Genomic DNA, 17815 nt, shown 5'->3' on the forward strand with positions numbered 1-17815 from the left:
CCTAGTTATTACTAATAAAATATTATAAAAAACTGTTGCCAAAAATTACTTTCTGTGCTATACTGTTATTTGTGTCGCGGGAGTGCTGGAACTGGCAGACAGGCAAGACTAAGGATCTTGTGGGTGTATGCTCGTGTGGGTTCAAGTCCCATCTCCCGCACCAGATAATGATAATCCGAACCCGGTTCCAATCGGGGACGGCTTCGGATTTTTAGTATATCTTGAGTGCTAAAGCAAAAGCGGCGGTATCATTTACGATACCGCCGCTTTTGTCATACGCTCCTTTTCTTTTCCGTTTCCTCTGCCCTCTGCGCTTTCCACTCCTCAAATTCTTTTTGTCCCTCCGGGCTTTCAAAGAGTTTTTGGATTTCTGGAAGTAAGCACCGGGCAAGGGCTTCTATTTCATGCTGGGGGATATTTGTGTCTGGTTGCTTTTTTGCCATATATCGCCTTTCTCTGTATTCAGTTGTCAAGGTACAATGCCGCCATGCTGCGGCGTGAAATGTTTTCTGTCATCAATCACCGTTCCCTTGTGTGTCGCTGCTGCCGTTCCAATTCCCTGCGGATTTCCGGCGGAATACGGTCAACCAGCCTTTGCATATCGTGCAGTTCACTTTCCAGCTTTGCCCGCTCCAGTGTATCTTTCATCTTGCCCCTTTTGCTGGCTTTGGCTCTGGCTTCCAACTGTTCATTTTCTGCCAAAAGGTCGTTTATCGTGACCTTGTATTTTTTGAGCTGCCCGGAGAAATTCTCCATCTGCGGGAACCACTTTTTCAGCAGGGAGAGGGCTTCCTCTTTCTTCTTTCCGGCGTTCAGCGGGTTAATTCCGTCAAGAGCCGCTTCAATCGCCCTTGCCTGTTTGGAGAGATTGACCGCCTGCTTGAACAGACGGGTGGGGATATGCTTCCTGCCTGTCTTGCTGGCACTTTCCCCACGCTCCAAGTCGGGATATTTCTCCACCATATAGGCGTGAAAATCGTCCTGCCATTTTGTGAGGTTGGCTCTGTTCCCGATAATCTCCTTTGCACACAGGCGGTTGTCCTCTGTCAGCGGGACAAAAACCAGATGCAGGTGGGGCGTTTTCTCGTCCATGTGTACCACCGCCGACACGATATTTTCTTTCCCTACCCGTCCGATTAAGAAATCAGCCGCCCTCTGGAAAAATTCCTGTATTTCCTTTGGGGACTTCTTCTTGAAAAATTCCGGGCTGGCGGTAATCAGCGTATCCACAAACCGGGTGCTGTCCCTGCGTGTCCGGCAGCCTGCTTGTTCAATACGGTTTTGAATGAAGTGGTAGTACCTGCCCTCCGGCTTAACGATGTGGAAATTGTACTTGCTCCGGTTGGTGTCAATGTCGGGATTGCTGGAATATTGTTCCTTTTGCCGTTCGTGATGGGCTTCCAGCGGTCTTGCCGGATTGCCCTTGTGCTTTTCAAATCGCAAAATTGCGTGTTGTGCCATGAAACTCCTTTCCCCGTTCCGTTCCTTTCCGTCGGCTTTTCTTTGAAAAGCCTGTTTTCACACAGGAAAATCCCGCAGAAAATATCTCGGATAGGATAGGAATGGATAAGATATAAATAAAATCGTTTTAATCTCTGTATTTCTATATACCGTCCGGTTTTCGTACTTCAAGAGGATTGATTATCGTACTCTATGAGTGCGGTTTTCAGTCCTCCGGCGTTCCATAACCGGATTTCTTGAAGTCGGTGTTTGAAACCGCTTCATAGGATTTTGGATAAATGCGGTTGGGTTTTCCACAGCCCTGCTTCTTAATGTCAATCAGTTCCGCATATTGCAGCTCCCGAAGGGTGTTGACCGCTTTCTGCCGTCCGCAGTGGAACAGCTCCACCACCTCGTTGATGGGATAGTACAGGTAAATGCGCCCATATTCGTCCGCCCATCCGTTTTCCGGGACAGGTCTGTCCGGCGCAGGATAAAGGCATACAGTACCTTTGCTTCGCTGGACAGGGGCGTGAATGTGGGAGCTTCAAAAAGGAAATTGGGAAGCCGGGTAAAGCTGACCACCTTTTCCGGCTGATGGATATAAATGGTGTTTGTCATATCGTGTTTTGTGGACGGTTAAAAGCCTATTTCCGGGAGCAGACGGTACTTTCTATTGCCTGCCCCTGTTGTATGCTTGCAAAGCCTTGTAAATCAAGGGATTTTCAGCCCCTAACTGTCCACACAAGACCTCCTTTTCCGTTCACTTTCTGTTTTCTGCCGCCTGTGAACTCTGGCGGCGCAGTCGGGACAGTATTTCGCCCGGTTGGACTTTGGGACAAACATTCTGCCGCAGACCGCACAGCGTTTCAGCTCCTTATCCCGGAAAATCTCTGCTTCCAGCGTTCCGATTTGCGGCAAGACCGACCAGCGGAACCACTTGCAGCAGACCGAGAAAGAAATGGTCTGGGGGCAGGTGTGGGTGTCCCCATCGTCAAGGAGCATACAGTTCCCGTCCTCATAACAGCAGCACTCCCGGCGGATCAGGGCGTTTGCCTGTTTCCTCTGTGCTGGTGCCATGCGGTAAAGGGAACCGTCCTGCTTGCGCTCTATGGGCGGCAGTCGTTTATATGGGTTCTCTCTCATGTGTTCCCTCCATTTTGCTTTCCGTTGCCGTTCTCCACGAAAAGGCTTCCTGCCCCATTCCTTCGGCGTGGTTCTCCTTTGGTACGCAAATGCGCTACTTCTCCGGGAGAGGTATTCCTTTTCGGACGGTCATTCTATTTTCAAGGTGCGGCTCATCGATGAACTACCCTAAGTCTACACGAAAAAAATGCAATTCCCGGAATCTTGCGAGAATTGCATTTTAGGGCAATATTCAATTTCAAAATTGCATTTCTGCAATTCTCCTGTATAATGGGAAGTAAGCAAAGGAGGTGCTGTGTATGGCTTTACCCAGGACACCTGGACAAAGGATTTCCGATTTATGCAACGGCAATCATATTTCTCAAAAGCAGCTTGCAGAGAAGATAGGCGTATCTGCTTCCCAGTTGAGCCGCATTGTTAGCGGAGAAACAAAGACGGTCAGCAGCGATATTCTCATAGGCGTGGCAAAGGAATTTAAGGTATCAACAGACTACATACTGGGATTGTCCACCGTGAGCGTCCGTAAAAGCTATGATATTTCTGAATTAGGCTTGTCTGAGGGGGCTGTGAGAGGGCTTGTGACAGGTATGGTCGATGCGCAAATCCTCAACCGCCTGTTGGAACACAGGAATTTTCCGAAACTGATGGATTTGATACGGATTTATTTTCAAGACACAGCGGCAAAGGGTATCATGGCAAGAAACCAGCTGATTGAACTGGCAACGGCTTCCTTGTCCGATCTTATGAAAGAACACCCGGAACATCGGGCAGAAGCAAGACAGGATTTGCAACTTCTGAACGCACAGAAGATGGGCGAACATGAGGCGGAGATTGAAAAAATCAAGAATGTATTCCTTGCCATCCTGCGGGATATTAAGAAAGATATGGACAGCGGAGAACAGCCGGGAGAAGTGGTCACCGACGCAATGCTTCAAACCATGAGGGACACGCTGGCAGAGCAACAGCAGGAGCCGCTTTCTATGGACGATGTAACTGCTATGATTGCCGGACAGATCGGACAGATTGTGCCGATGGACGCGGAAACCACCAAGCAGTTTCAAGCACTGGCAAAAAAGATGATGGGACAAGTGGGCAGTACACAAAATGAGGAAGAGCCATGAGCGATGTAATGACCCCGGAACAGCGAAGCCGGGCAATGAGCCATATTAAGGGAAAAGATACCAGTATTGAGGTTATACTACGGAAATCACTCTGGCACAAAGGCATACGGTATCGGAAAAATTATAAAAAACTGCCGGGTACGCCCGATATAGCTATAACCAAATACAGGATTGCCATCTTTTGTGACAGCGAGTTCTTTCACGGCTATAACTGGGAGATCAAGAAACAAAAGCTGGGCCATAACCGGGAATATTGGATCAAAAAGATCGAGCGTAATATGGCCCGTGACCGGGATAATGATTTCAAGCTAATTGCTATGGATTGGGTTCCCATGCACTTTTGGGGTCAGGAGATACAAAAACACACAGAAGAATGTGTGCAAGCCGTCGAAGATTTGATTTTTGAATTGCAGATGAGCCAATTTGATGTTATGATAGATGGCACAAGGGACTATATTGAAAACATAAAATAATTACTTTATATTTTCAATATATTTAATGATAAAATAAAAGGAGTACCCTTATGACAATATCAGAACAGATTAAAGTGCTTTGTGTACGCTGCAATATCAGTGTTGCAGAATTGGCAAGGCGTATGGGGACTACCCCTCAGAATTTCAACTCAAAAATGAAACGAGAGAGTTTTACAATCTCTGATTTAGAATATCTGGCAGAAACATTGGGGTGTTCTTTTGAACGCTATTTTGTCCTTCCAGATGGAGAAAAGGTTTAATGGGAGGATTGAATGAATTTATTACACTTTAAAGATAATCCCTCAAATCGGGATGTAATTTCCTTATTTTCCGGGGCAATGGGGCTGGATATTGGCCTTTCAAAAGCTGGCCTCAATATCGTAATCGGACAGGACTTTGACCCTGCTTGTGTCGCAACTATGCGTGCCAATGGGCACAAGGTTTTGGGTGGTGACATCCGTGAAATCAATGAAGAAGATTTGTTGGAACAGACTGGATTGGCACAGGGAGAACCTTTCCTGATTTGCGGTGGCCCACCCTGCCAGCCATTTTCTACTGCCGGCAAGCGGCTGGGGATTAACGACCCAAGGGGCAGCTTGTTTATGGATTTTATCCGAATGATTGACTATATCCATCCTCGTTTTTTCATTATGGAAAATGTAAAGGGGATTATGTCTGCCCCATTAAAGCATATGCCCCTTGCGGAGCGTGACAAAAACGCCCCTGAACAGCATTTAGGAACTGTATTAGATGTTATCCTCTCTGAATTTGATAAATTAGGATATAAAACGGTGTATGGGATTTTGGATGCCGTCAATTATGGCGTACCTCAATTCCGGGAACGGTTTGTGTTGATCGGAAGCCGGGACAATGAAGATCTTTTCCTGCCATTCCCGACACACTTCCAGATGCACCAAGACTCGCAATACCGCTGGCGTACCTTGAATGATACAATCCGGGATTTGGAAAATAATTGCGGGGAATGTGCTGCCTTTAGTAAAGACCGCCTTGCGTATCTCCGCCTTGTTCCGGAGGGCGGAAATTGGCGTGACCTACCGGAAGATATTCGGAAAGAGGCTATGGGCGGTGCTTATGGCTCTGGCGGAGGAAAGGTTGGTTTTTACCGGAGACTATCTTACAGCCAGCCTTCACCAACCTTAGTGACCTCCCCGGTACAAAAAGCAACCATGATGTGCCATCCAACCCAAGATAGGCCTTTGAGTATCCGGGAATATGCCCGTATCCAGCAATTTCCTGATGATTGGCAGTTCATGGGGACAAGCATTGCAAAATACAGGCAGATTGGCAACGCTGTACCGGTTGGGTTGGCATTAGCATTGGGAAATGCTTTGCTTTCTGTTGCGGATCAATCCGCTGAAATCCGCACAAAACGATTCAGAGGGACAGACATACATCAAAAGCTGAAACAAGCTATCGAAATAGGAGGAAGCTGCTATGCCAATAAACAGTAATTACAATGAAGAAGCTATTGTAGAAGCGATTGCAACTGCATTAGATAATTTCTACACTAATTTAATCAGCAACATTGACAAGCTTAACATCAAAAAGGTTATGAAGCGAAAGAACCCGTATTTGTTCCGGGCAAAAGCCATGAATGGGGCCGCACAGATCATTGATGCAATCCTTGCTGCCTTTGTGTCCTCATCCGAGGAAACAATATTTGGAAATGTTTTCTTTGAACCTATTGCTACCGCTGCTGCACAAGGACAGAAAGCATTGGCAGAAGGCGTTGACATTATGGTGGAGCGCGACAATACCATTTATGCCATCGCTGTAAAATCTGGCACAAGCGTTTTTAATGCGGACAGCCGCAAGAAACAGGAACAGAATTTCATGGCGGCAAGCAAACTGGCGCAGCAGGCGAAGAAACGCTTCGTCCCGATTGTTGGTTACGGTTATGGAAAGAAGAAAGCTTCCAACCGCGGGCTTCCCAAGTTCTATATGGAATTGGCAGGCAAGGATTTCTGGACGGAATTAACCGGAGATGAAGAATTCTACATAAAGCTAATCCGTTTCATGGACAGGCTGCCAGAGAAATATGTGGAAGAATTCGATGCTTCCTATCAAAAAGCTTCAAACCGGCTCGTTCGTGAGTTCACCCAAGAGTTTTGCTTTGAGGATGGTAGTATTGACTGGGAGAAGCTTGTTAAATTCAACTCTGGAAATTAACATCGGAGGGATAAGGCATGAGAGATGCACTAAAGAATGCTATACATAATGCAATTTTATTTGAATGCAAATTGCCGCATCAAGAAAGTGGCATAGATAAATCATGCCTTTCTTCCCAAAATGATATTTGTTTCAGTAATTCTAATCCCCAAGAAATTTCCAAAATTATCTATAATGGTATTGTGGAATTTGCAATCAACGAATATGAAATTGATTACACTGCTTTAGAGCGTGAACAGCGAAAAGCTATTCTTAGCCGTATCCGTTATAACCCAGAAGCATCTGAGGATACCAAGCTGAAGTATGGTTTTTATGGTGAAGTACTCTTGGATTTAATCTTGCGTGTGTTTTTAAATACGAGTGTTCTTGCCGCACGAGGATATTTTTATTCTCCTATTGAAAATAGCGAGGCTAAAGGTTTTGATGCTTTTCATTTAATGGAAAGAGAAGGAAATATTGACTTATGGTTTGGAGAAGCAAAATTCTATGTGCAATATAAAAGCGCAATAACCCCTGTGATGGAAAAATTAAGCACTTCACTTTCTGATGGATATTTGAATCGAAATTTACTTGCAATCATAGATGAGCGCCTCCATATCTCAACACACAATGAACAACTTGAAAACTTGTTAAATTCATGGGAAGAAAATCCGGATATTAATCTGTCACAAGAAATAAAGAATAGAGGAATTCGGCTAATATACCCTATATTTATTGCTTATCAAAAAAATAGCACTGATCAATATCATCAGAGCATAAAAAAGTGTATTGAGCATATTGCTTCAGAATATACACGGCTTAATATTATTGTACCCGCTTCGTTTGACTACCGGTTATTTTTTATTTTTTTACCACTGTCGGAAGTTAAGCAAATCAAGGAGAATGTGATAAAATGGATAGACTCACGAGAACCGCTAATATAATTAAAGCGCACTATTCATACAAAAAGAATTCAGATGCTGCAACTTTTGTAAAAGAAGTATGTGGCTTTTTTGACTTTATAAAAAATGAGCCTATCTCTGAAGCGGATATGAATTTCCTTATATTTTTGGCTAATGAAGCGGGAATCCCGCAATATTTTGACTTGTTCAAAGATAAGTTTACAGATTGCCGTATATCTGATGAAAATATCAAAACACTTACCATAAGTGCTCTATTTCATGATGCCAGCCTTATTAGAGGAAATAGCAAATTACATCGGTATCAAAAGAATGTTCTTGACAGTTTTAAAATCGGGCAACAAAATCGTTTTGTTTTGACTGCACCTACTTCTTTTGGGAAGACCTTTTTGGTATATGAAATTATACAAAAGATGCAGTATCAGAATGTCCTTTTGATTTTTCCGGCAATTAGCCTTTTATCCGAAAATTACGCCCGTTTATGCAAGTTGGACACATTTCAATCATATAAGATTCATTCCCTAAGCGAAGAAGAATTTAGTCTATCCGAAAGAAACATCTTTATTTTTACACCCGAACGGTTCTTGTCGTTTATGGATTCGCATCAACACCTTCACTTTGATTTTGCCTTTATTGATGAGGTTTACAAAATTGATAACAGTTTTATCATTGATCCGGAAACATCTGGCGAAAACGAACGTGATACCGCGTACCGTTTAGCATTGGAATTTATTTGTAATTTGACAAGCGATATGCTATTAGCTGGTCCATATATGGCACTTCCCCGACCCAGTACACAGCAACATAAATCGTTTAATAATTTTGCGGAAGATAATGGGTTTTCTTTTTTACGTTACAATCAATTTGAAATTGTTTCAAAGGAATACACAACAGTAAAAGGTAAACGTCAATATCATATAGATGAAATCCCAGTAGAAATTGGTTCTATAAGTAAAGGGCAGAAAATTGCCAATATAATTAAATCGTTAAGCACGCCTAAAGAAAATACGATTATTTATTGTGGCAGAAGAGCCGATACAGAAATGTATGCCAGAACTTTATTAAGGGATCAAATGCTGATTTCTTCTTTTCAAGAAACTTGTTCAGGGATAGAAAGTTCTACTTATGAAATATTTTTAAATCATTTGGAACACACATTTGGCAATGATTGGATTGTATTAAAAGCATTGAAAGGCCGGATAGGTATCCATCACAGCCTTATCCCCAAATACATCCAAAAAGAAATTATAAATTTATTTAATGAGGGGACATTACTATGCCTCTTTTCGACTACGACTATCACTGAAGGCGTAAACACTTCAGCAAAAAACATAATTATTACATCAAACAAAAAGGGCATAAAACCTCTACGGCAATTTGATGCTAAAAATATAGCTGGTCGTGCGGGTAGGTTTTACCAACACTATTCTGGAAGAGTTATAGATTTAAATAATAATTTTGAGGAAATTGTGAATGGACAACCTGAAATACTGGAACATAAAAACTATGATATAACTTTCCCGAAAACGGATGTTGATTACCAGATAACAAAAGATAAATATTTATCTGAAGTTGAACGCCAAGATAAAGAAGATATCCAAGCTCAGATTATTGCATCTGAAATCCCATCAGATGTATTTGATTGTTTCCGGGTTGTTGGACCAAAAGATAAATTAACACTATACGGTTATATTTCAAGTGTGCCATGGTGGACTATTGAAGATATTAAACGTGTTTCAATAACATTGGCAGGCAGCAATGCACACCGACTATATTGGCCCGGATTTCAAGCCATTATGGATATTATCTTGCCCGTTGTACGCGAAGAAAAACTTAAACAACTTATTGCAATACGAGTGGGACAGAATCAGTACTCATTGATAACAAGTCTATTGAGTTCATATCTTTCAGGTGGTTTTCTTTCAATGGTACAATATTATGTTGGGCGGAAAGATAATCCAAAAACAAAGGATGAAGCAATGCGGCAAGTAGCTGACTTCGTTTACAATGTCTTTAAGTATCATTTAGTAAAATATCTCGGCCTTTTTGATGTATTCTTCCGATATCAAATTTCAAAGTCAGAGAATATCGCTATGGAAGATGTGGCTGGATTGGGGTTACTTCTTCAAAAACTTGAATACAATGCCCTTTCTCCCAATGCACGTAAAGTAAGTGATTATGGAGTTCCGTTTAAACTGATAGACTGTTATGATAGTAAAACGCCGTATGATAAAGGTCAATTTGATGCTTATGAACAGCATATTGATCAAGAGATAAACAGATTATTCCAGTAATAGCCAATATACCCACTGCCACTCTTGAAACCGTCCAGCTTTTTGCCCATCCCCATCTGCAAAAACCTGCCCGTTTTCCTGCCGGGCAAAGCGAGCGTTTCCATCCGGCGAAACCCTCATTTTACCCGGCAGCCGTGACAGCAGGTATAACACACTACACTTTGCAAGCAAAGTCGTGTGCCAAAGGGGTACCCTTTGGAAACCCTATTTTGTCGGAGTGTGTAGCCACACTTCTTCCAAAATGCAAAATAAGCGGTTGCAATTTGCTGTAAGACCGCAGCCGGATTGACCGCTTATTATGTTGTAGCCCTCCTTGTTTTTCCTATCCGTTTTACGAGTATATTTCTTAAAAATATGCTTAATGCGGGTTGAAAGAAAACCGTAAAAGTGATATACTAAGCATAGAGGAAACAAGGAGGTTACAGCCCATGAAAGAATTAGGAGAACGCCTGCGGAGATTGCGGGAAAGCGTGAAGCTGTCGCAGGTAAAGATGGCGGAACTTTTGGGAGTGAAGCAGTCCAGTATCAACCGCTATGAGCAAGGGCAGTCGGCGCCCTCTTTGGAAACGCTTGTAAGGTATGCGGATTATTTTGATGTATCATTGGATTACCTGCTTGCCCGGACAGACAATCCGCAAGGCAAGCTATATGAACACCGTCCGAAGATTGCGCCAGGGAGTGAGGAAATGAAACAGTTTATTGAAATGTGTTTTGACCCGCAATCTCCGCTGAATGAAAAATTAAAACAGACGCTTCTTGAAATGATGGAGGTGGAGAGAAAATGAAAGGTGTGATTTATGCCCGTTATTCTTCTGACAACCAACGAGAAGAAAGTATTGAGGGACAGTTGCGGGAATGTAAGGAGTATGCAGAGCGCAACGATATAACAATTTTAGGGACTTATATTGACCGGGCATTGTCAGCAAAAACAGATAACCGCCCCGAATTTCAGCACATGATTAAAGACAGCGCAAAGGGCTTGTTTGATGTTGTACTTGTATGGAAATTAGACCGCTTTGCCCGGAACCGTTACGACAGCGCACGATATAAAAACCATTTGAAAAAGAACGGTGTGAAAGTCATTTCCGCAAGGGAAAATATCTCCGAGGGCAGCGAGGGAATTATTCTGGAAGCCATGTTGGAGGGGTATGCGGAATACTATTCTGCGGAGCTTTCTGAAAAGGTTATTCGGGGACTGACCGACAATGCGCTGAAATGTAAGTACAACGGCGGTACTGTTCCGATGGGATATTATATTGACGAACAACAGTATTATCAAATCGACCCCAAGACTGCCCCGGTGGTGCTGGAAATGTTTACAAAGTATAGCGAGGGAGCAACCATGCAGGAACTTGTCAATCTATTAAATGACAGAGGTATGCGTTCCATTCGTGGCGGGAAAATCACGCTGAATATTATGAACCATCTTTTGAAGAACCGCCGCTATATGGGCGAGTACAGTTATCGTGATGTAGTCAAGGAGGACGGTATTCCGGCGATTGTCCCGAAAGAATTATTTGAACGGGTACAGGAACGGCTGGCGAAGAACAAAAAGGCTCCCGCCCGTCACAAATCCGAGGACGATTACCTTTTGACAACGAAGCTGTACTGTGGGAAATGCGGCTCCTTTATGGTGGGAGAAAGCGGCACAAGCCATACGATGAAAGTACACCGTTATTATCGCTGTGTGAATACCAAGAAAAAGAAGCTCTGCGACAAGAAAGCGGTCAAGAAAGACTGGATTGAAGATTTGGTTGTCAACTATACCATGAAAGCAATTATGAATGATGAAGTCATGGAACGGCTGATTGATACGCTGATGGAATTGCAGAAGAAAGAAAGCACCGACCTGCCCCTTTTGAAAAAGCAGCTTGCAGAAACGGAAAAAGGTATTAATAATATGCTCAACGCCATTCAAGCGGGGATTTTTACCCCATCCACCAAGCAAAGACTGGACGAGTTGGAGGAAACTAAAAGTCAGCTTGAAGTCAGCATTTTGCAGGAGGAAATGCACAAGCCCCTGCTTACAAGAGAACAGATAGCATTTTTCATTTACCGTTTCCGCAAACTTGATGTGACAAAGCGGGAACAACGGCAAAGACTGATTGACAGTTTTGTAAATGCGGTGTATCTTTATGAGGACAAGATAATCCTTACTTTCAACTATAAGGACGGTTCTAAGACTATCACGTTGGCGGAGATTGAGGGTTCGGATTTATCCGTACTCGGTGCATTGACTGGATAGTCCGAAAACCTTATATAATAAGGCTTTTCGGACTTTCTTTTTTGTTTTAGTCTTTGGGAACAAATCCATTTTGTTCCCAAAAAACAGAATTCTGGGAACACTTTTGGGAACAACTTGTTAGGCTAAAGCCTTTTCAAGCATATCTTCCGTCTGTGTTTTATTATATCTGTTGTAACAATAATTCCTAAGTGTAGTTTTCTCATTCTCATGTCCGGCGATACGTCTGACCTCATCAATATTGATTCCATCGTCCAGTAATTTTGAAACAAATGTTTTACGAAGCTTGTGTTGACTTTTAGGAATTGTCTTCATTTTATCACATATGCGGTACAGCTTCTTTTCTACCGCTTCGTATCCCATATGGAAATCCTCATAAAATTCAGACTGAAAAATAAATTCACCTGTAAGGTTATGTAGCTTATTATATTCGTTCAATTCATTCAATAATTCCCTGGCATTATGAACCAGATAAATTTTCCTTTTTCCTGCTTTTGTTTTAGTTCTCTCTACCAGATGTGGAATCTTTTTTGTCGGTTTACCGTTTTTATCAAACTCAAAATCAAAAACATACTGACGGTTTATACTTAAATAAGTTCCGCTCTTTGATAAGTCGGAATATTTTAATCCTAGTAGTTCTGCCCGTCTTAATCCGGTTTTTAGCATAAAGCATATTGCAATGCCTGTTGCTGTTCCATCATGTGCCAAATTCCAAAGTTCCTCTATTTCATCAACAAAGAATACCTGTGTTTCTGGTTCTTCTTTTTCTTCTTGTATGAACTTCTTTTTGCTAATAAGATTTTTGCTATATGGATTAGCTTTAATATAACCTTGTTCAGTGGCATATTCTAAAATCTGCCGTACTGGTGAGGTAGCGTTATAATATTGGTGTACATTAAAATTATATTTATCATTTAAAGCATTTACCCATTCTTTCAGTTCTAAGCTTGTAATACTTCCTAGCGGTTTCTCAATTAAATCATGGGATAATTCTTCTTCCAGGCAGTATTTTTTCCAATCGTACCATAGACGAGTTGGATTTGAGCTTCTACCATCTAGTTGCTTTTCCCTGCTCCATTTAGAATAAAGACTTTTCAAAGTTAAGACTTTTTGTATGGCTTTAACTGGTATAATCGCTTCTTCTTTAAAATACCATGCTGCAAGTTTGTCAAGCAAATCTTCGTAGGTGGGAGCTATCAGTTTATGTCGGCCTTCTTTTTTAGTCATATCATCAACATATGTTGCATACCGTCCATCTTTCAAAGTACTGATTTTTCTATTATGCTTTTTTAATGCTTTTGTTCTATTATCCATAATTGTATCTTTTATCTTACGGATAATGTTATCATTTACTCCATTTATTAAATTGCCAATGTCCATTTCTGACTTATCTAACATTATTTCCATTTCTCCTGCCAATCAATGTTACCCAACCTCTAATGATTGGCTGTTATTTAAGTCACTTTAATTATAACATAGAAACAAAGTGAAAAACAGTCTTGTCATTTCTGGTCGGTTGAGTAAAATTTCTTTTTGATTACTTTTTATAGTGGTGTGATGCTATAAATGCGGCCGCGGACGGAGGAGGAGCATCGCCGTGGTGCCTCTCCGTCTCGTGGATATAATGTAGTGAAAATTGGAAAATGGAACTAAAATAATTAATTTATTTTATAGGGACGGAATATCCCACTAGGAGTTATGAATAAGCATGGCTACCCTCCGGAGGACGAACGTTAGGGACATTGTCCCTTTAATAAGATGATGGCAATGAGGAGGGCTGGATATGGGTAACCAAATAATTAGAGTGGCTAGATATACTAGCGGAAGCATAAATAGCATTGGACGTGAAGAATACAGACATAAATATAATCATAAGAATACGAGCATAGACGAGGCCAGAAGCCGTCTTAATATTACTTTAGGTAATAAAGATAGAAAGACCTTATATCAGCTCTGGAAAACGCATATAGAACATTATGGATTAAATTATGCAGGAAAGAAAAATCAAATTGCCATGGAACAGATTGTTATAACTGCCTCACCAGATTTTTTTAAGCAGCTAGGATGGGATAAAATTGTTGCCAGGGAATGGGACAAAACAGATATTCCAAAAGAAATTTGTCAGTATTTTAATGATTCGCTGAAATTCGTAAAAGAGTACATAGGAAAAGAAAATCTGCTTTCTGCAACGCTTCATTTCGACGAAGAGACACCACATCTCCATGTTGATTATATTCCAGTTATTTGCGGTAAAAGGAAACGCAAGGACGTATACTTAAAGGACGAACAAGGACGCTGTATTCGGAATGAAAGAGGCCATGCTATAAGGGCAAAAGGTTCAGATGGCAAAACACTTTATGAATATGTTGATGAGCCGTCAAGTATTAACAGAAGCCAATTCTGGGCAGAGCGTGGAGGAAGACAGTCATACAGACAGATGCAGGATTTATTTCATGAGCAAGTGGCAAGTAAATATGGTTTAGAACGTGGCAATCGTGGTACGGACAGAAAACATGAAGAACAGTCCATATATAAGGCCAAATTATTAAAAAAACAGATTGAACAGAAACAGGAGGCAATATTAACGTTGGGCAGATTAGAAAATCAAACAGTTGATGAATTAGCAAAGGTTTTACAAAAAAGTCCGCATGTTCTTGGGCGGATTAATCAATCAATTAAAATAGCCATGGGAGAGAAACCACCAAATCAGATTATTACAGTGAACCGGGAACGTGGCAGATAAATAAAGGAGATTATATCAATGACAATAAATGATGATGATTTGCAAATAATTATTGAACAAGTTTTAATGGACGAGCGAGAACAGATATATCTTGAATGGATAGACACAGAAGATATTATTATACCCTCTTTGACAATCAAGCAGCCTTGGCATAGGAAAAAGCCTATAGCTGTTATGGATTTAGAAGACTGGGAACAGTATAGGGCTAATGTAAAAGAGGTCTTACAGGCTTTGTATTATGCTTATATGCGTCTGAAGCTTTTTGAACAGGCTCAAAGAGATACAGCTATATCATTTGATGAATATATCAAGAAAGAAGTATTAGCATATGATTCAGAAGAATTTGAACGGGTACGGGAACATTTTGAGACACAATGTATAGATTCAAGTGAAGCAGATATAGAATTGTAAGTATGGGCACCCTTTCAGAGTGCCCAAATTGTTATTACATTACAAGATTAGCACCATCAAAGACCAGTGAAATGCAGGTTTTGCCATCTTCGGATTCAATTCCTACATGGTTTGCCAAATTAAACAGCATTTTTATAAGTCTGCTATTTTCTGCAATATCATATCCAATATCATTTTTAAGTGTGGCTATTATAACAGAATCATGGGCTTCCTCTATAATGAGAAGGGAGCATGTTTTTTTTGCATATTCCTGCAATATTGGTAATATTGCGACTTTAATCCATTCTAAAGAATGTGTAGTTTGTTCCTGTACAGTCTTTTTTTTGAGCATATCAATAAATTCAGATACCTCTTTTGCTTCGCCCTCTGATAAAGTTTCAATTTTTGCTTCCATTTCATTGATAAAGCCTATTTCATGCTGATAGTCATAAGTTTCCATCAATTTCCTCCATTTATAAACTTTTTTGTAAGTACCTCACTATATTATACCTCACTATATAGTGAATTACTAGATAGATATTTACTGGATATAATGGAATCAATAAAGGGTGGTGAGGATATGGCACATTTGCATATGAGAATCAATGAACTTTTAGAAGAACGTGAAATCAGTAAAAATACAATATGTAAAGAACTGGATATACCACGTTCAAATTTTAACAGATATTGTCGTGACGAGTTTCAAAGAATCGATGCAAATTTAGTATGTAAATTGTGTGAATATTTTGATTGCAACTTAGGAGATTTAATTGAATTTGTAAAAGATTAAAGCAGGCTATTATAAGCCTCTTTTTTTGTTTACAGCTTTTTCGTTACTCTTTAGAATATGCAGTACACAACACCACAATTTTTTCTCAACAATAAGAAAGGTGATAAAACAAATGTTTTTATCATTATACAGGCGGTGGAGAGCTTGTCCCACCGCCAAAATCCATATTACACAGACTACACATTTTTACTCATGTAAAAGCAAGCATTTCAAAAAATAAGATATACTTATAATATTAATGAAAATATTTAATAAATAAAGATACTCAAAGTTAACTCAATAGCAAACGAGTCTCACATATTGTTGATGGAACATAAATATGTTCTATAAAATTTATGGAGGTAAAAAATATAATGAGTGACTATATTAGATTGAACTTTGATATTTCCTCACAGTTTAGGGACAAAATCAGACAGCAGGCAAAGTCATATGGTATGACTACAGCCCAATATTGCAGAATGGTTTTAATGCAAGCTATTGAAACTGGAGGTGATTTGCATGTCAGAGAAAACAGTCACAACACCAACCCTATGTGAGGTACAGACACAAATTCCATTCTTGCCAAAAGAAAAAATGCTCTCCATAATAGCGGAGCATACAACGGCAGGCCATATAAAAGAATGGGCATATATACTACATGATAAAGATATAAAAGAAGATGGCACGCCTAAAGAACCACATTGGCATATTGAACTAAGGTTGACGAGAGGTAGACGTCTTACAGATATCGCTTCATGGTTTGGATTGCCTACGATGTGTATACAAACAAGTAAAAGTGGAAGGTATGAACCTATGCTACAATACCTTATTCATGAAAATTTTTCGGAAAAACATCAATATGCTGAAAGTGAAGTGGTTGCTAATTTCAATTATTCTGAGCGTTTGCAAGCTATACGGGATATGCAAGCCAAAAAAGATGCAAAAAAAGCTGCTGACGAACGAATAGGCGAAATTATTGAGTTAATAGCAAATGGTACGGTTCGTGAATTTAACATTGATGAATTTGTAACTGCCAGGGAATATGATAAATACCGAAGTCATATAAAAAATGCTTTAGAATATAGGAGCATAATTTTAGAGAAACAGAACACACGGAATATGGAAGTTATTTATATATATGGTAAAGGTGGCACAGGAAAAAGTTCGTTTGCAGAGACTATAGCAAAAGAGCGAGGTTTTAGTTTTAAGCGTTCTGCCTCTGAAAGAGACCCTCTTGCAACATACAAAGGTCAAGACTCATTCGCGTTAGACGATGTAAGAGGTAATACATTTGAATTTCAGGATTGGCAAGGCGTTTTAGATAATTTTCAAGATAGACCTGGTTCAAGCAGGTTTCATGATAAACACTTTACAGAATGTAAATTACTATTTATTACTACTACGGATTCAGCGGAAGATTTTTGGAAGGAAATGTCTGCAAAGAGACCTAATGAAGACCCACATCAGTTTTTTAGGAGAATTAAAACAGTTATACATATGACAGGAGATGAAATTCTATGCAAGAGGTATGATGAAGAAACACATCGTTTCGGAAAAGAGCATATCATGGAAAATGATACATACAGTAGATTTGATGTACATTCAGAAACAGCCGAGGAACAAAAAGAAAAACTTGCCCACTCGCTAGGTGTAGACAAGTCTAGGTTAAAACAAAAAATCAAAGTGGAAAAGCCAGAAGGAGTTATAGGTGAACCGATTCCGTTTGAAGCCGTATATCCTACAATTCCTAAAGATATTATAGAACAGGTAAAACATGACCCATGGAAATATCTTGAGGCACACCCTGAACACAAAGCTGTACCACTTAATCAGTTATAAACATAGAATGTAAGAAATTCAAAGCCGGAAACGGCTTTTTTGTTTATCATTCTGGGAACAAATTTGGGAACAAATTTGGGAACAAATGATAACATTATCCTCGGAACCCTCCATTTCTCTAGTGTTTTACTGCTTAGAGATGGGTTCAAGTCCCATCTCCCGCATTATGATTTTGAGAGGGAATCCTTGATTTACAAGGGTTCCCAATTTGTTATTGGGAAAAGAGGATTGAATGCTGAGCAGGTGCATTTGAGTCATGGATTGGGTTT

Annotated in this window: 18 protein-coding genes, 1 tRNA gene and 1 pseudogene; 14 read left to right on the plus strand and 6 right to left on the minus strand. The window is 40.4% G+C overall.

What is annotated here, in order from left to right:
* Positions 1-76: 76 nt before the first annotated feature.
* Positions 77-163, plus strand: a tRNA-Leu gene (locus FYJ39_RS03080).
* A 109-nt stretch (positions 164-272) separates the two neighbouring features.
* Here the strand turns inward: FYJ39_RS03080 and FYJ39_RS20425 are convergent.
* The 4 genes and pseudogenes from FYJ39_RS20425 to FYJ39_RS03100 form a co-directional block, all read right to left on the minus strand.
* Positions 273-443 carry a hypothetical protein gene (locus tag FYJ39_RS20425; RefSeq protein WP_195840364.1) on the minus strand — a complete coding sequence of 57 codons (171 nt, stop codon included), beginning with the start codon at positions 441-443 and terminating at the stop codon, positions 273-275.
* Between the two features lie 76 nt (positions 444-519).
* Complete coding sequence (gene mobV, locus FYJ39_RS03085; RefSeq protein WP_154470988.1) at positions 520-1461, minus strand: MobV family relaxase; 942 nt, start codon at positions 1459-1461, stop codon at positions 520-522.
* Between the two features lie 205 nt (positions 1462-1666).
* Positions 1667-2061 (minus strand): annotated as a pseudogene (locus tag FYJ39_RS03095) (replication initiator protein A).
* 111 nt (positions 2062-2172) lie between these two features.
* Positions 2173-2586: a cysteine-rich VLP domain-containing protein gene (locus tag FYJ39_RS03100; protein ID WP_154470989.1), complete on the minus strand. Its 414-nt coding sequence runs from the start codon at positions 2584-2586 to the stop codon at positions 2173-2175.
* A 299-nt stretch (positions 2587-2885) separates the two neighbouring features.
* On the opposite strand from FYJ39_RS03100, the gene FYJ39_RS03105 reads away from it, so the two are divergent.
* The 9 genes from FYJ39_RS03105 to FYJ39_RS03145 all read left to right on the plus strand — a co-directional run bounded on the left by FYJ39_RS03105 (position 2886) and on the right by FYJ39_RS03145 (position 11808).
* Positions 2886-3707, plus strand: a complete 822-nt coding sequence (locus tag FYJ39_RS03105) for a helix-turn-helix domain-containing protein (RefSeq protein ID WP_154470990.1) — start codon at positions 2886-2888, stop codon at positions 3705-3707.
* Entirely contained in the window at positions 3704-4180 is a 477-nt protein-coding gene (locus tag FYJ39_RS03110) for a very short patch repair endonuclease (protein WP_154470991.1), read from the plus strand. Before FYJ39_RS03105 ends, FYJ39_RS03110 begins: the two co-directional genes overlap by 4 nt.
* A gap of 50 nt (positions 4181-4230) precedes the next feature.
* Positions 4231-4440: a helix-turn-helix domain-containing protein gene (locus FYJ39_RS03115; RefSeq protein ID WP_154470992.1), complete on the plus strand. Its 210-nt coding sequence runs from the start codon at positions 4231-4233 to the stop codon at positions 4438-4440.
* Between the two features lie 12 nt (positions 4441-4452).
* On the plus strand, positions 4453-5652 hold the full coding sequence (locus FYJ39_RS03120; RefSeq protein ID WP_154470993.1) for a DNA cytosine methyltransferase: 1200 nt from the start codon (positions 4453-4455) through the stop codon (positions 5650-5652).
* Positions 5636-6370 (plus strand): PmeII family type II restriction endonuclease, encoded by a 735-nt coding sequence (locus FYJ39_RS03125; RefSeq protein ID WP_154470994.1) that lies wholly within the window; start codon positions 5636-5638, stop codon positions 6368-6370. Before FYJ39_RS03120 ends, FYJ39_RS03125 begins: the two co-directional genes overlap by 17 nt.
* Before the next feature lie 17 nt (positions 6371-6387).
* Positions 6388-7293: a HamA C-terminal domain-containing protein gene (locus FYJ39_RS03130; RefSeq protein WP_154470995.1), complete on the plus strand. Its 906-nt coding sequence runs from the start codon at positions 6388-6390 to the stop codon at positions 7291-7293.
* Positions 7263-9563, plus strand: coding sequence for a DEAD/DEAH box helicase family protein (locus FYJ39_RS03135; RefSeq protein WP_154470996.1), 2301 nt, complete (start codon positions 7263-7265; stop codon positions 9561-9563). Before FYJ39_RS03130 ends, FYJ39_RS03135 begins: the two co-directional genes overlap by 31 nt.
* Before the next feature lie 428 nt (positions 9564-9991).
* Complete coding sequence (locus FYJ39_RS03140; RefSeq protein WP_117548279.1) at positions 9992-10348, plus strand: helix-turn-helix domain-containing protein; 357 nt, start codon at positions 9992-9994, stop codon at positions 10346-10348.
* Positions 10345-11808 (plus strand): recombinase family protein, encoded by a 1464-nt coding sequence (locus FYJ39_RS03145; RefSeq protein WP_154470997.1) that lies wholly within the window; start codon positions 10345-10347, stop codon positions 11806-11808. Before FYJ39_RS03140 ends, FYJ39_RS03145 begins: the two co-directional genes overlap by 4 nt.
* Positions 11809-11925: 117 nt before the next feature.
* Here FYJ39_RS03145 and FYJ39_RS03150 read toward each other — a convergent pair whose 3' ends face one another.
* The gene (locus FYJ39_RS03150; protein WP_195840365.1) at positions 11926-13203 is read right to left on the minus strand and encodes a tyrosine-type recombinase/integrase; all 1278 of its coding nucleotides are present in this window, start codon (positions 13201-13203) and stop codon (positions 11926-11928) included.
* A 385-nt stretch (positions 13204-13588) separates the two neighbouring features.
* Here FYJ39_RS03150 and mobV (FYJ39_RS03155) point away from each other — a divergent pair, with 385 nt between their 5' ends.
* Together mobV (FYJ39_RS03155) and FYJ39_RS03160 are read left to right on the plus strand one after the other, a co-directional pair.
* Positions 13589-14548, plus strand: coding sequence for a MobV family relaxase (gene mobV / locus FYJ39_RS03155; protein ID WP_154470999.1), 960 nt, complete (start codon positions 13589-13591; stop codon positions 14546-14548).
* Between the two features lie 18 nt (positions 14549-14566).
* Positions 14567-14959: a hypothetical protein gene (locus tag FYJ39_RS03160; RefSeq protein ID WP_154471000.1), complete on the plus strand. Its 393-nt coding sequence runs from the start codon at positions 14567-14569 to the stop codon at positions 14957-14959.
* A 34-nt stretch (positions 14960-14993) separates the two neighbouring features.
* Here FYJ39_RS03160 and FYJ39_RS03165 read toward each other — a convergent pair whose 3' ends face one another.
* Positions 14994-15398, minus strand: a complete 405-nt coding sequence (locus FYJ39_RS03165) for a hypothetical protein (RefSeq protein WP_154471001.1) — start codon at positions 15396-15398, stop codon at positions 14994-14996.
* A gap of 120 nt (positions 15399-15518) precedes the next feature.
* Here FYJ39_RS03165 and FYJ39_RS03170 point away from each other — a divergent pair, with 120 nt between their 5' ends.
* Positions 15519-15728, plus strand: a complete 210-nt coding sequence (locus FYJ39_RS03170; protein ID WP_081034142.1) for a helix-turn-helix domain-containing protein — start codon at positions 15519-15521, stop codon at positions 15726-15728.
* 498 nt (positions 15729-16226) lie between these two features.
* Entirely contained in the window at positions 16227-17546 is a 1320-nt protein-coding gene (locus FYJ39_RS03175) for a Rep family protein (protein WP_154471002.1), read from the plus strand.
* Positions 17547-17815 lie beyond the last annotated feature (269 nt).

It is taken from the genome of Clostridium porci, from assembly GCF_009696375.1.
GTDB lineage: Bacteria > Bacillota > Clostridia > Lachnospirales > Lachnospiraceae > Enterocloster > Enterocloster porci.

Excerpts from the sequence above, each read along its gene's own strand:
- FYJ39_RS20425 (WP_195840364.1), bottom strand. The coding sequence starts at position 443 with ATGGCAAAAAAGCAACCAGACACAAATATCCCCCAGCATGAAATAGAA.
- mobV (WP_154470988.1), bottom strand. The coding sequence starts at position 1,461 with ATGGCACAACACGCAATTTTGCGATTTGAAAAGCACAAGGGCAATCCG.
- FYJ39_RS03100 (WP_154470989.1), bottom strand. The coding sequence starts at position 2,586 with ATGAGAGAGAACCCATATAAACGACTGCCGCCCATAGAGCGCAAGCAG.
- FYJ39_RS03105 (WP_154470990.1), top strand. The coding sequence starts at position 2,886 with ATGGCTTTACCCAGGACACCTGGACAAAGGATTTCCGATTTATGCAAC.
- FYJ39_RS03110 (WP_154470991.1), top strand. The coding sequence starts at position 3,704 with ATGAGCGATGTAATGACCCCGGAACAGCGAAGCCGGGCAATGAGCCAT.
- FYJ39_RS03115 (WP_154470992.1), top strand. The coding sequence starts at position 4,231 with ATGACAATATCAGAACAGATTAAAGTGCTTTGTGTACGCTGCAATATC.
- FYJ39_RS03120 (WP_154470993.1), top strand. The coding sequence starts at position 4,453 with ATGAATTTATTACACTTTAAAGATAATCCCTCAAATCGGGATGTAATT.
- FYJ39_RS03125 (WP_154470994.1), top strand. The coding sequence starts at position 5,636 with ATGCCAATAAACAGTAATTACAATGAAGAAGCTATTGTAGAAGCGATT.
- FYJ39_RS03130 (WP_154470995.1), top strand. The coding sequence starts at position 6,388 with ATGAGAGATGCACTAAAGAATGCTATACATAATGCAATTTTATTTGAA.
- FYJ39_RS03135 (WP_154470996.1), top strand. The coding sequence starts at position 7,263 with ATGGATAGACTCACGAGAACCGCTAATATAATTAAAGCGCACTATTCA.
- FYJ39_RS03140 (WP_117548279.1), top strand. The coding sequence starts at position 9,992 with ATGAAAGAATTAGGAGAACGCCTGCGGAGATTGCGGGAAAGCGTGAAG.
- FYJ39_RS03145 (WP_154470997.1), top strand. The coding sequence starts at position 10,345 with ATGAAAGGTGTGATTTATGCCCGTTATTCTTCTGACAACCAACGAGAA.
- FYJ39_RS03150 (WP_195840365.1), bottom strand. The coding sequence starts at position 13,203 with ATGTTAGATAAGTCAGAAATGGACATTGGCAATTTAATAAATGGAGTA.
- mobV (WP_154470999.1), top strand. The coding sequence starts at position 13,589 with ATGGGTAACCAAATAATTAGAGTGGCTAGATATACTAGCGGAAGCATA.
- FYJ39_RS03160 (WP_154471000.1), top strand. The coding sequence starts at position 14,567 with ATGACAATAAATGATGATGATTTGCAAATAATTATTGAACAAGTTTTA.
- FYJ39_RS03165 (WP_154471001.1), bottom strand. The coding sequence starts at position 15,398 with ATGGAAACTTATGACTATCAGCATGAAATAGGCTTTATCAATGAAATG.
- FYJ39_RS03170 (WP_081034142.1), top strand. The coding sequence starts at position 15,519 with ATGGCACATTTGCATATGAGAATCAATGAACTTTTAGAAGAACGTGAA.
- FYJ39_RS03175 (WP_154471002.1), top strand. The coding sequence starts at position 16,227 with ATGTCAGAGAAAACAGTCACAACACCAACCCTATGTGAGGTACAGACA.